This window comes from Bradyrhizobium sp. Kon37, from assembly GCF_055807535.1.
Window position 1 is genome coordinate 14,179 of sequence record NZ_JBVVOY010000029.1, and the last position, 11,887, is coordinate 26,065.

The window sequence follows — 11,887 nt, forward strand, 5'->3', positions numbered from 1 at the left end:
GATGGGTATATTATTGCTGTGTGCGCTGCAAGATGGCGCCGCGCATGGTCGACTTACGTCGTAGCCTGGTCCTTGGCCCCGGTCCTTAGCGTGGTCCTCGGCCTATTCCGTGGCTTGGTCTTTAAGCCGGCCCAGGCTTTCCTGGCGTCCCAGGACGTCCAAAACCTCGAATATGCCGGGCGACGTCGTCCGTCCCGTCAGCGCCGCCCGCAGCGGCTGGGCGACCGCGCCGAGCTTGAGACTATTTTCCTCGGCAAAGGCGCGCAGCGCGGCTTCCGCATTGGCCGCGCTCCACGTCTCGACTTTCTCCAGCGCGGAATGAAGCTGGCCGATCAGCTTGCGGTTCTCGGGCGTCAGCAGCGCTGCCGCCTTCGGATCGAGCTCCAGCGGCCGGTCGGCGAAGATGAAATACGCGCCGTCGATCAGCTCGATCAGCGTTTTGGCGCGCTCCTTCAGCGCCGGCATGGCCTTCAGCAGCTGCGCGCGCGTGGTGTCGTTTAACTTGGCCTTAAGCTCGTCGCGGCTGGGCACGACGTGGTCCAGCACGTCCTCGAACATCTTCACGAGTGATTGATCGTCGGCATTGCGGATGTAGTGGCCGTTGAGGTTTTCCAGCTTGGCGAAATCGAAGCGCGCTGCTGCGCGGCCGACGCTGGCGAGGTCGAACGCCGCGATCATCTCCTCGGTCGAGAAGATTTCCTGGTCGCCATGGCTCCAGCCGAGCCGGACGAGATAGTTGCGGAGCGCGGCCGGGAGGTATCCCATGGCGCGGTAGGCATCGACGCCAAGCGCGCCGTGCCTCTTGGAGAGTTTTGAGCCGTCCGGGCCATGGATCAGGGGGATGTGGGACATGCTCGGCAGCGTCCAGCCCATCGCGTCGTAGATCTGCTTTTGCCGGGCCGCGTTGATCAGATGGTCGTCGCCGCGGATGACATGGGTGACGCCCATGTCGTGATCGTCGACCACCACCGCGAGCATGTAGGTCGGGTTGCCATCGCCGCGCAGCAGGACGAGATCGTCGAGATTCTCGTTCTGCCAGACCACGCGGCCCTGGACCTGATCCTCGATCACGGTCTCGCCTGTCTGGGGCGCGCGGAGCCGGATGGTGGGCTTCACGTCGGTTGGGGCCGTCGCCGGATCGCGGTCGCGCCACAGGCCGTCATAGAGGCGGGTGCGGCCTTCCGCGCGCGCCTTCTCGCGCATCGCGGTGAGCTCCTCGGCGGTGGCGTAGCAGCGATAGGCCTTGCCCTCGGCGAGCAGCTGCTCGGCGACCTCGCGGTGGCGGGCGGCGCGGCTGAACTGATAGATGACGTCGCCATCCCAGCCGAGCTCCAGCCATTTCAGGCCGTCGAGGATGGCGCCGATCGCCGCCTCCGTGGAGCGCTCCCGGTCGGTATCCTCGATCCGGAGCAGCATCTTGCCGCCGTGCTTCTTCGCATAGAGCCAGTTGAACAGCGCCGTGCGCGCGCCCCCGATATGGAGGAAGCCGGTCGGCGAGGGAGCGAAGCGGGTGACGACGGGAGAGGTCATTCTTGGCAAGGCCTATGCATTGGAGGCGGTGGTATATATCAGGACCGGTGCATAACTAAAGCCCGGCAGCGGACGGTTTAAGGCATCGCTTAAGCCCTTGGCTCAGCGTTCCGAATTTGGCAGAAGGGCCGCTGATTTCCCTACAGGATTTTCGTAATGACAGAACCGGTGGCGAACGAGGTTGGGCGCGATTTCATTCGTGACATCATCCAGGCCGACCTCGACCAGGCCAAATACAAGGAGATCGTGACCCGGTTCCCGCCGGAGCCGAACGGCTATCTCCATATCGGCCACGCCAAGTCGATCGCGCTCAATTTCGGCATCGCCCAGGAGTTTCCGGGCCGCTGCCATCTGCGCTTCGACGACACCAATCCGGTCAAGGAAGAGCAGGAATATATCGATTCCATCCAGGCCGACGTGCGCTGGCTCGGCTTCGACTGGGGCAAGAACCTGTTCTTCGCTTCGGACTATTTCGACCGCCTCTATGAATGGGCGGAGCAGCTGATCCGAGACGGGCTCGCCTATGTCGACGACCAGACCCAGGAGGAGATCCGTCTTGCGCGCGGCACGCTGACCGAGCCCGGCAAGAACTCGCCGTTCCGCGACCGCAGCGTGGATGAAAACCTCGACCTGTTCCGTCGCATGAAGGCGGGCGAATTCCCGAACGGCGCGCGCGTGCTGCGGGCCAAGATCGACATGGGTGCGGGCAACATCAATCTGCGCGACCCCGTGCTGTACCGCATCCTGCATGCGCACCATCCGCGCACCGGGACCAAGTGGAGCATCTATCCGAGCTACGATTATGCCCACGGCCAGTCGGACGCGATCGAGGGCATCACGCACTCGATCTGCACGCTGGAGTTCGAGGATCACCGGCCGCTCTATGACTGGTTCATCGAGAAGCTGCCGGTGCCCTCGAAGCCGCACCAGTACGAATTCGCGCGGCTGAACCTGACCTACACGCTGCTGTCCAAGCGCGTGCTGACCCAGCTCGTCCGCGAGGGCCATGTCGCGGGCTGGGACGATCCGCGCATGCCGACCATGGCGGGGATGCGCCGCCGCGGCGTGCCGCCGGCCGCCCTTCGCGAATTCGTCAAGCGCATCGGCGTGGCGAAGGCCAACAGCGTCGTCGACGTCGGCATGCTCGAGTTCTGCATTCGCGAGGAGCTCAACCGCACGTCGCAGCGGCGGATGGCGGTGCTGAAGCCGCTCAAGGTCGTGATCGAGAACTATCCGGAAGGGCAGACCGAGGAGCTCGAGGCGATCAACCATCCGGACGATCCCTCTGCCGGCACCCGGAAGATCACGTTCGGCCGTGAGCTCTATATCGAGCAGGACGACTTCATGGAGAACCCGCCGAAAAAGTTCTTCCGTCTGTCGCCGGGCAACGAAGTGCGGTTGCGCTATGCCTATTTCGTCAAGTGCACCGGCGTGATCAAGAATGATGCCGGCGAAGTGGTGGAGCTGCGCTGCACCTACGATCCCGCGACCAAGGGCGGTAACGCGCCCGACGGCCGCAAGGTCAAGGCCACCATGCACTGGCTGTCGGCGGCAACATCCGTGCCCGCGGAAATCCGCGTCTACAACCAGCTGTTTGCCAATCCGAGCCCGGACGCCTCGAACTTCGCCGCCGATCTCAATCCGCAGTCGCTGGAAATTCTCGCTGATGCCCGCGTCGAGGCATCGGTCGCGGAAAGCAATTCGACCGAGCCGATGCAGTTCGAGCGCCAGGGCTATTTCGTGCGCGACAAGGACTCGACGCCCGGCAAGCCGGTATTTTCCAGGACCATCGGCCTGCGCGACACGTTCGCGAAGGAAGTTGCCAAAGGCTGAGGGACCACAATGAACGACGAAGCCGACGCGATCGTTTCCGCCATCATCGCGAAATGGTGCGCCGGCTTCGCCGCGCTCGATGCGGCCGCGCTGTCATCGCTCTATGCGAAGAGTGCGTTCTTCTTCGGCTCGAACCCGAAGCTCTACCGGGGCAGGGATGGCGTTGCCGACTATTTCAACGGCCTGCCGCGCTGGCGCAAACCGAGCGCGGTGTTCTCCGAAGTGAAGGCGGCGCAGGCAGGTCCTGATCTGATCAATATGGCCTCAACCATCTCGTTCGATCTCGCCGGCGAGCGCCCCGATCTCGTGGTCAAGATGAGCTGGGTCATCATGCGCGAGGACGGCGACTGGAAGATCGTCAATCATCATGCTTCGTCGCAGGCGCCGCTGATCTGACCAGCGGGCACACGACTTCGTCATTCTCGTGAGAGAACGAACGTGCGCCCCGTGCGTTGGGGTGGGCCCAACAAGGAACCCACCATGCAGAACATCGCAGAGCATATGGAAGTCATCGGCGCCGATGGCGTCCACATCGGCACCGTCGACAAGGTCGAAGGCAATCGCATCAAGCTGACCAAGAAGGACAGCGGCGAGGGCAGCCACAAGGGGCATCACCACTTCATCGACAAGGGCCTCGTCGCCGATATCGAGGGCAACAAGGTCCGGCTGTCGGCCAAGGCCGATGTCGCCGTGACGATGGAAGAGGAAAAGTAGCGGCCGCGCCCTTTCGTTCCTGATCTGTACCGCTATCCGCCCGCCTGCACGTTCCGGTAGCTTCTGACTTCGTTGCGTATCATCGAGTGCAGGAAATGGCGGAGCCGGGCCGGCCGGTACGGTCGCAGGGGATCGCAGGGACGTGGCCCGCGGGCCGCACCGCGTTCGCGGGCGGCCTCGTGCCTGCAGGCCTCGACCTCTGGACCTCGCTGGCCGCGACCCTCCGCGCATGGCTACGCGCCGAGGCTGGCGCCGGGCGGCTGTTGCCGTGGGTGCCCGTCGCGTTTGGCTGCGGCATCGCGCTTTATTTCTCTGCCGATCACGAGCCGGTGCTGTGGGTCGTTGCCACCACCGCCATCGCACTCCTGCTTGGCGCGGCTCTGTTGCGGCGGAGCCGGCTGTTCGCCCCAGCCATCATGATCGCGGCGGTCGCGGCCGGCTTTGCCGTCGCGACCTGGAAGACGGCGCGCATCGCCCACCCGGTGCTGGCAAAGGCGCTCTATTCGGTGTCGTTGTCGGGCTTTGTCGAGGCCCGCGACATCCGCGAGCGTACCGATCGTTTCGTGCTGCGCGTCACGGCGATGGAGGCGCAACGCAGCGACGTCAGACTTGAGCGCGTGCGCCTGTCGGTCCGCAAAGGCACCGCGCCGGAGGTCGGTAGTTTCGTTCAGCTGAAGGCACGGCTGATGCCGCCGCTCGCGCCGGTGCGGCCCGGCAGCTACGACTTTTCGCGTGACATGTTCTTCCAGGGCATCGGCGCCTCCGGCTTTGCGATGGGCGCAATCACGGTGGCGCCGCCGCCCGAGACCGCCGGCTTGCGGCTGCGTTATGCGGCCTTCATGCAAGGCCTGCGCGATGCGATCGATGCCCGCATCCGGGCGACGCTCGACGGCGACAACAGGGCGATCGCGACCGCGCTGCTTACCGGGCGGCGCGATGCGATCACCACGCCCGTCAACGATGCGATGTTCATCTCCGGTCTCGGCCACGTGCTCTCGATTTCCGGTTATCACATGGCCGTCGTTGCCGGTGTCGTGTTCTTCGCGGTGCGCGCGCTGCTCGCTCTGATCCCGGGACTTGCGGCGGGCTTCGCCATCAAGAAATGGTCGGCGGCCGCCGCGCTGGTCGCTGCTGCGTTCTACCTGCTGCTGTCAGGCGCGGAGGTCGCAACGCAAAGATCGTTCTTCATGACGGCGGTGGTGCTGATCGCGGTGATGGTCGATCGCCGCGCCATCACCTTTCGCACGCTTGCTGTCGCCGCGCTGATCGTGCTGGCGGTCGCGCCGGAAGCACTGGTGCATCCGAGTTTTCAGATGTCGTTTGCGGCAACGCTCGGGCTCGTCGCCTTGGTGCAGATCGGCATGCCCAATTTGTTTGCCTCACCGGACCATTCGGCGACCGCGCGCATTGCGATGTGGGGTGGCCGCGAGATCGCGATGCTGTTCATGGCCTCGCTGATTGCGGGACTTGCGACCACGCCCTACGCCGCTTTCCATTTCCACCGTGTCACGCCGTTTGGCGTGCTTGCCAATCTGGGCGCGATGCCGGTGGTCTCGGCGCTGGTGATGCCGGCGGGATTGTTGGGGCTGCTTGCTGCGCCGTTCGGGCTGGACAGCGTGTTCTGGTGGCTGATGGGGATCGGCATCGACTGGATGGTCGCGGTCTCGCGCTGGGTCGCGGCATTGCCGGGCGCCGTCGGCCGCATCTCGGCGTTCGGGATCGCGCCGCTGATCGCGGCGAGCCTGGGAATCATCCTGCTGGGCTTGTTGCGCACGCCGCTACGCTGGTCCGGCGCCCTGGTGCTGCTGGCAGCGATCCTCTGGGGACTGTCGGCGCGGCAGCCCGACATCCTGATTGCCGGGGATGGCGCGAGCGTCGCGGTGCGGGGCAGGGACGGATATCTGCACCTGATCAGGACGAGCAAGGACAGCTTTCTGCTCAAGGAATGGCTCGCTGCCGACGCCGATCCGCGCGATGCGGGCCGAGCCTCTCTGGCCGATGGCGTGTCCTGTGACGAATCCGGCTGCGTGACGCCACTGGCCGACGGAAGGTTGGTCGCGCTGGCACTGCGCGTCGACGCTCTCGCGGACGATTGCAGTCGGGCCGCGCTGGTGGTGACGACGCGCCCCGCGCCACCCGATTGCGCGGCGATGGTGGTCGATCGGCAACGGCTCGCCAGCCAGAGTGCGCTGGCGTTGACGCAACGTGGTGACGGCTTTGCGGTTCACGCGGTGAGGGCGAGAGGCACGAGCCGCCCCTGGTTGCCGGCCGGCGCAGGCGAGGGAGATTTCGACGGCAGCCTTGCGCCGAAGGCGATCGCGCCCCGCATCAAGGACGCAACGCCGGCGGAGACCGACTTGCAGGCCGACGATTGATTGGATCGGTTACAAGTACCAGGCCAGTACGGCGTCGAGCCTGGAATTGCCGATGACCGGCAGGGCCACCATTCGGCTCAGTCCGGATGTGCAGGCTTCGAGACCGGCGACCGAGCCGTCATGCACTAGATCGGCGTTGAGCGCGGGCATGCCGGTGGCCCAGGCCCCGCCGATGCTGCCTTCGCCTCTGGCAATGGATTTATCCGCATAGAGCGCGGCAAGGTCGGTCTGCGCGCTGCAATCGCCGGCGCGGAACACCAGTGCCGAGCGGGTCTCGTTCGGGATCCAGATCTCGAAGCGTCGCGCAATCGGCGTGGCCTGCGCGGAGAGGAATGTCAGGACCCAGGTCTGGTCCGCGCCCGTCCGATAGGGCACGCCGACGCCGAAATTGATCCCGACCTTGGCCGCGTCCTCCCAGCGCAGAAAACTCCTGGCGTCGTGCAGGTCCTTTATGATCAGCGGCAGGCCCGCCTTCCAGGTGCGGCCAGGCAGGCCAAAGCCGCGAGGAAATTTGGTGTGGCGGGAGTTGAATTCAAACATGTCGGCGGTGCCGTAATAGCCGTCGACAAGCCCCATCTCGTGGGAGGCATCAGGGTCGTTGTGCCAGAGCTCGATCGCCCCGACATGCGCTTCGTCCTCGCCGCAGAACAGCACCATGACGGCTTGCAGGAATTCACCCGCAAACACCGGCACCGCGACGCCGCAGGTGAGGCCGGCCGCGAGCGCCTGATCGGTCCGTTTGAAATAGGAGTTGGCGAATTTGGTGAGGATCACGGGGTGGCCCACGGCCCAGGCCTTGCCCGGAAGTCCCTCGTCATATCCGAAGTGCAGCTCTTCGCTGACGGCCTTGAACGCGGACAGCCCTTCGCCACAGAGACCGCCACCAAACTCCAGCCGCGTGCGCGTCCGATCGGGCACCCAGAGTTCAACGACGCGAAGGAAGGTTTTCATCGAGCGTGTCCGCCGTCTCAAGCCCTGACAGCATCGGTCATTTGGCTGCGAAGCGGACGTTCAAAATTCAGGCAGGGCGGCTCAAACTTCGTGCGGCGGAGAGGTGCGGGCTTGGTCCATCCGATTGGATTTCGCGGACGCAAGCCGTACCATCTCGCCGGCCACGGCCGGCGATGGCAATTCAATCCTGACCCCCGACCTCGTAGCCGGAGGCGGCTGTGTCAGCCGATCGGCAGGTGCCTGACGGTCGGCTGCCGGTCGGCGGTAATCTGCGCCTTGTGCTCGCGCTCGGTGACCGACTGAGTCACCGGCAGTTGCAGAACGGTCGCGCGCTGGCCTTCGACGAGCTGCGTCACCAGCACGTATTTGCCGTCCGGGAATTCGATCGCATCATGATGGCGGTCGGGAACGTGCGGGTCGATCTTGCCGAACTTGCCCACGCGGGAATTGATGGTGCGCGTCCAGATCCAGCGATTGTCGTAGCGAACGTCGTCGGCGAAGGCGAGCTCCGTTCCCGGCAGCAGGCAGACGGCAACAGACGGATCGGCTGCCGAGGCGAAGCCGCGCGTCGAGGTGCCGCGGAAGCTTGTCGTGACGATCGTCTCGCCGACTTCGGCGGGGCGCGACGCGACGGCATGCAGGCTGTAGTCACACATCGGGTGCTCCTCATGCTGGGATAGCAACCCGCGTCTCTTAATCGAGGCGCAGGCCTCTATCAGAGTTGAAGCATGAACGCTCTGCTTGGTTGTGGGCAAATCTGCGGCTGGTTTCCGGGAGCCGCGATCACATTATCTTTCCCGAATTCAATAGGAACAAAGCGAGTTGCGATGCATTCGGGAGGCGCGTGCGCGAATATCGCCGGCTTAACTGCAACGGTCGAGCTTGATCGCTGGATGGTGTTTCCTCGAACACTCGAGCCGCGAAGCGGTGCCGTTTGAAGCGGTGCTGTTTCGTGGGCGTCGCGAGGAGCCAGCGCCGAAGGAGGGGCCGGATAGTCTGTGCAGAACCAGAAAGACTACCCAGCCGGAGACGACGATGATCCGCTCCAATCGCTGACCGGCGATGCCGGTAGGAAGCGCGCGAGGCGCCAGGCACCTCCGGTATGAAGTACTCCCGATATTAAGGACTCCCGGTATCAAGGACTCCCGGTATCAGTACTTCCGGTAAAGCCCGATCAGCTTGCCTTGAATCTTCACCCGGTTGGGCGGCAGGATGCGGACCTCATAGGCTGCGTTGGCGGGCTCGAGCGCGATCGAGGCGCCGCGGCGGCGGAAGCGCTTCAGCGTCGCTTCCTCGTCGTCGATCAGCGCCACCACGATGTCGCCTGTATCGGCGCTCTCGTTGCGCTGGATCAGCGCCATGTCGCCGTCGAGGATGCCGGCCTCGACCATGGAATCACCGCGCACTTCGAGCGCGTAATGCTCGCCCGAGCCGAGCATGTCGGGCGGCACGCTGATCGTATGGCTGCGGGTCTGCAACGCCTCGATCGGCGTGCCGGCCGCGATGCGGCCCATCACCGGCACCGCGACGGGACGTTCGCCGTCGTCCGCGGGCAGGCTGGAGCTCGCACGCACCTTGCCGAGATTGCCCTCGATGACGCTCGGCGTGAAGCCGCGGCGGCTGCCGGCGGCTGCCTGGAGCTCCGGCAGCTTGATGACTTCAATCGCACGGGCGCGGTTGGGCAGGCGTCGGATGAAGCCACGCTCCTCGAGCGCCGTGATCAGGCGATGGATGCCCGACTTCGAGCGCAGATCGAGCGCATCCTTCATCTCGTCGAAGGAGGGCGGCACGCCGCTTTCCTTCAGACGTTCACTGATGAACCGCAGAAGCTCGTATTGTTTGCGCGTTAACATCTCGACCAAAGTCCCCCGGTTGATGTCGTCCGATTCCGAGACGCAGAGTTCGGCAATAAGCCGCTACATACTCGAAACAAATCATGAACGGACACTATATGTTCGATACATGTTCCGCAACTGCTTAATTTACCGTGAACAGAGCAAAGTTCGCGGAACGCGCATTGCGGGACGCTCAGACGGGGAGCCGCAACACTTCGCAAGCCGTGCCGGCCTCGGCCTTCGGCGCGAACGGTGCGCGCACGAGAAGTACCTGTGCTGCAGCGAGATTCGCAAGCAGCGAAGAGTCCTGATGATTGACGGGAAGAACGACGCGCGTGCCATCGTCACGCTCCTCCAGATGCGCGCGCAGATAGTCCTCGCGCTGGTCGTTGGCGCCGATTTCGCGGCCGAGCACGGCGCGTTCACGGCGATGGTGAATCACCGAACGGCCCGACAGGGCGCGAATCAGCGGCACCATGAACAGGAAAGCGCACACGTAGGACGACACGGGATTGCCCGGCAGGCCGATCACCCCCATTGCGCCGAGCCGCCCGTGCATCATCGGCTTGCCTGGCCGCATCGCGATCTTCCAGAACGCCAGTGCGATGCCTTCCTCCCTCAGTGCCTGCTGGACCAGATCGTGGTCGCCGACCGATGCGCCGCCGGTCGTGATCAGGATGTCGGCGCCGCTCTCGCGGGCGCGGCGGATGCCGGCGGTGGTCGCCTCCAGCGTGTCGGCGGCAATACCAAGGTCGATGGTCTCGGCGCCCTCGCTGCGGGCGAGCGCGTGCAGGGCGTAGCCGTTGGAGTAGACGATCTGGCCGTGGCCGGGCGTGGTGCCCGGCATCACCAGCTCGTCGCCGGTGGCGAGAATCGCGACCCTCGGACGCCTGAAAACGGCAAGGTGCGGATGGTTCATCCCGGCGGCGAGCGCGAGGTCGCGCTCGGTGAGACGACTTCCCTTGCGCAGGAGCACGTCGCCCTCGCGGAAATCGACGCCGGCGGCGCGGATGTGCCGTCCGGCGATGGCGGCTTCTTTGATCGTGATACGCTTGCCGGCGGCGACCGTGTCCTCCTGGATCACGACGGCGTCCGCGCCAAAGGGAACGACGCCGCCGGTGAAGATCCGCACGGCCTCGCCGGCGCCGACCGTCCCCGCGAACGGTCGGCCTGCCGCGACTTCGCCGATGACGGTGAGTTCCGAATCGATCGTCGCGGCATCGGCCGCGCGCACCGCGTAGCCGTCCATCGCCGACATCGCCTGCGGCGGCTGCGTGCGCCGCGCCGCGACGTCACGCGCGAGCACGCGATGGTAGGCCTCGTCGAGGGAAATCATTTCTTCCGGCAGCGGCTCTGCACCCGCCAGCACCGCGGCAAGCGCGTCAGAAACCGGCATCAAGGCCACGGCGAAAACTCCTGCTCGGCACGTTCGGGCGAATGTTCCGCACGTCTTCTAGCCGAGCGCGGGCGCAGAGGCAAAAACGGCTAAGCGGGCGCAGTCATCCCGCCGCTTCACATTGTTCCGGAAGGCAGGATCAAGCGCGTCGCGGCATGATCCAAAGAACCCGACAGATCGGCAGGAGAGTGGTCATGGGAGCGACGAAAATCACGGCAAGGCGAGAACGACGAGCGCCCCGGGCCTGGATCGATCAGCTCCCTGGCTGCCCGGGAGTTACGTCGGGCGCCTTGGGTCCCTGATCCTTGTCGGGCAGCGGATCAGCCTGAGATTTCAGGTCCGCGGCTTTGCTCACGAGCTTGGCGGAAAGGTCCGAATCTGAAGTTGTCCTGGCGAATTCAAGAAGAAGAGAGGCCTGCTTGGTGAGGTAGGTCTTGCCCAGCACGATGATGCATCCGTCCGTAGAAGTCCCAACGGACTCTAAGAGTCCGGAAGGCGGTATTCCGTTCCGGGAACTCTGTATAAAAATGCACAAAGTGATTGGGTTCCTCAATTTTTTTCAAAATTGTTCCCGTTGGCCGTGCCGCCAAGGGTTTCGCGACGACGCCTCGTCGTCAGATGCCCAATGCCTTCAACGCGTTCCCGACGTCACGTGGCGAGGTCACATGCACCGCCGTCAAGCCGCGCGCCCGCGCTCCCTCGATGTTTTCGGCAAGATCGTCGAAGAACACGATGCGCCCGGCGGGCACGCCGATCGCCGCAACGACGTGGTCGAAGGCGTCCGCATCCGGTTTGCGCAAGCCGATGCTGGACGACAAATACAGCTCGCGGAAATGGCCGAGGAGGTCGGCATATTCCCTTGAGAAATGGTCCACGTGCGGCCGGTTGGTGTTGGAGAAAGCGTAGAGCGGCATCTGCTTCGCTGCGCGCGGCAGCAGCTCGGCGATGTCAGGCATTTCGCCGGCGAAGATCGCGTTCCAGCCTTCCAGGAACTGCGCGTCCGAAATGCCGATACCGAGCGAGGCTCGCAGTGAGGCGAAATAATCCTCATCGCTGATCTTCCCCATCTCGTGCAGCCGATAGGCTTCGCTGTCCCGCACATAGCGCGCGACGATGGCTTCAGGCTTGCAGCCGGCATGTCCCGCCCAGCAGGCGATCGCCTTGGAGAAATCGATATCGAGCACCACGCGGCCGAGATCGAACAGAAGCGCATCCGCGCTGCCGGGAGAGAGCGATGTCACCTGCGTCCTTTC

General features: G+C 64.6%; 11 protein-coding genes. 4 read left to right on the forward strand and 7 right to left on the reverse strand.

The annotated features are described in order from the left end of the window. Positions 1-102 precede the first annotated feature (102 nt). Positions 103-1,530, reverse strand: a complete 1,428-nt coding sequence (gene gltX / locus AC0L3J_RS32630; protein WP_473349794.1) for a glutamate--tRNA ligase — start codon at positions 1,528-1,530, stop codon at positions 103-105. A gap of 156 nt (positions 1,531-1,686) precedes the next feature. Here gltX and AC0L3J_RS32635 point away from each other — a divergent pair, with 156 nt between their 5' ends. The 4 genes from AC0L3J_RS32635 to AC0L3J_RS32650 all read left to right on the forward strand — a co-directional run bounded on the left by AC0L3J_RS32635 (position 1,687) and on the right by AC0L3J_RS32650 (position 6,452). Continuing rightward, complete coding sequence (locus AC0L3J_RS32635; RefSeq protein ID WP_473349795.1) at positions 1,687-3,363, forward strand: glutamine--tRNA ligase/YqeY domain fusion protein; 1,677 nt, start codon at positions 1,687-1,689, stop codon at positions 3,361-3,363. Between the two features lie 9 nt (positions 3,364-3,372). After that, positions 3,373-3,759, forward strand: coding sequence for a nuclear transport factor 2 family protein (locus AC0L3J_RS32640; RefSeq protein ID WP_473349796.1), 387 nt, complete (start codon positions 3,373-3,375; stop codon positions 3,757-3,759). 84 nt (positions 3,760-3,843) lie between these two features. After that, positions 3,844-4,077, forward strand: coding sequence for a DUF2171 domain-containing protein (locus tag AC0L3J_RS32645; protein ID WP_007610829.1), 234 nt, complete (start codon positions 3,844-3,846; stop codon positions 4,075-4,077). A 95-nt stretch (positions 4,078-4,172) separates the two neighbouring features. Next, the gene (locus AC0L3J_RS32650; RefSeq protein ID WP_473349797.1) at positions 4,173-6,452 is read left to right on the forward strand and encodes a ComEC/Rec2 family competence protein; all 2,280 of its coding nucleotides are present in this window, start codon (positions 4,173-4,175) and stop codon (positions 6,450-6,452) included. A 9-nt stretch (positions 6,453-6,461) separates the two neighbouring features. Here the strand turns inward: AC0L3J_RS32650 and AC0L3J_RS32655 are convergent, their stop codons facing one another. From AC0L3J_RS32655 to AC0L3J_RS32680, 6 genes are all read right to left on the reverse strand, one after another. After that, entirely contained in the window at positions 6,462-7,403 is a 942-nt protein-coding gene (locus tag AC0L3J_RS32655) for a GAF domain-containing protein (protein ID WP_473349798.1), read from the reverse strand. Positions 7,404-7,624: 221 nt separating this feature from the next. Continuing rightward, positions 7,625-8,059 (reverse strand): hypothetical protein, encoded by a 435-nt coding sequence (locus AC0L3J_RS32660; protein WP_473349799.1) that lies wholly within the window; start codon positions 8,057-8,059, stop codon positions 7,625-7,627. Between the two features lie 495 nt (positions 8,060-8,554). Beyond that, entirely contained in the window at positions 8,555-9,256 is a 702-nt protein-coding gene (gene lexA / locus AC0L3J_RS32665; RefSeq protein WP_027567131.1) for a transcriptional repressor LexA, read from the reverse strand. A gap of 175 nt (positions 9,257-9,431) precedes the next feature. Continuing rightward, a complete protein-coding gene (locus tag AC0L3J_RS32670; protein WP_473349800.1) occupies positions 9,432-10,643 on the reverse strand; it encodes a molybdopterin molybdotransferase MoeA in 1,212 nt (403 codons plus the stop codon). 244 nt (positions 10,644-10,887) lie between these two features. Next, positions 10,888-11,079, reverse strand: a complete 192-nt coding sequence (locus AC0L3J_RS32675; RefSeq protein ID WP_027518168.1) for a hypothetical protein — start codon at positions 11,077-11,079, stop codon at positions 10,888-10,890. A gap of 169 nt (positions 11,080-11,248) precedes the next feature. Next, positions 11,249-11,875: an HAD family hydrolase gene (locus AC0L3J_RS32680; protein WP_473349801.1), complete on the reverse strand. Its 627-nt coding sequence runs from the start codon at positions 11,873-11,875 to the stop codon at positions 11,249-11,251. Positions 11,876-11,887: the final 12 nt, after the last annotated feature.

Bases quoted from the DNA above. Each gene is read 5' to 3' on its own strand.
- gltX (WP_473349794.1), bottom strand. From the start codon at position 1,530: ATGACCTCTCCCGTCGTCACCCGCTTCGCTCCCTCGCCGACCGGCTTC.
- AC0L3J_RS32635 (WP_473349795.1), top strand. From the start codon at position 1,687: ATGACAGAACCGGTGGCGAACGAGGTTGGGCGCGATTTCATTCGTGAC.
- AC0L3J_RS32640 (WP_473349796.1), top strand. From the start codon at position 3,373: ATGAACGACGAAGCCGACGCGATCGTTTCCGCCATCATCGCGAAATGG.
- AC0L3J_RS32645 (WP_007610829.1), top strand. From the start codon at position 3,844: ATGCAGAACATCGCAGAGCATATGGAAGTCATCGGCGCCGATGGCGTC.
- AC0L3J_RS32650 (WP_473349797.1), top strand. From the start codon at position 4,173: ATGGCGGAGCCGGGCCGGCCGGTACGGTCGCAGGGGATCGCAGGGACG.
- AC0L3J_RS32655 (WP_473349798.1), bottom strand. From the start codon at position 7,403: ATGAAAACCTTCCTTCGCGTCGTTGAACTCTGGGTGCCCGATCGGACG.
- AC0L3J_RS32660 (WP_473349799.1), bottom strand. From the start codon at position 8,059: ATGTGTGACTACAGCCTGCATGCCGTCGCGTCGCGCCCCGCCGAAGTC.
- lexA (WP_027567131.1), bottom strand. From the start codon at position 9,256: ATGTTAACGCGCAAACAATACGAGCTTCTGCGGTTCATCAGTGAACGT.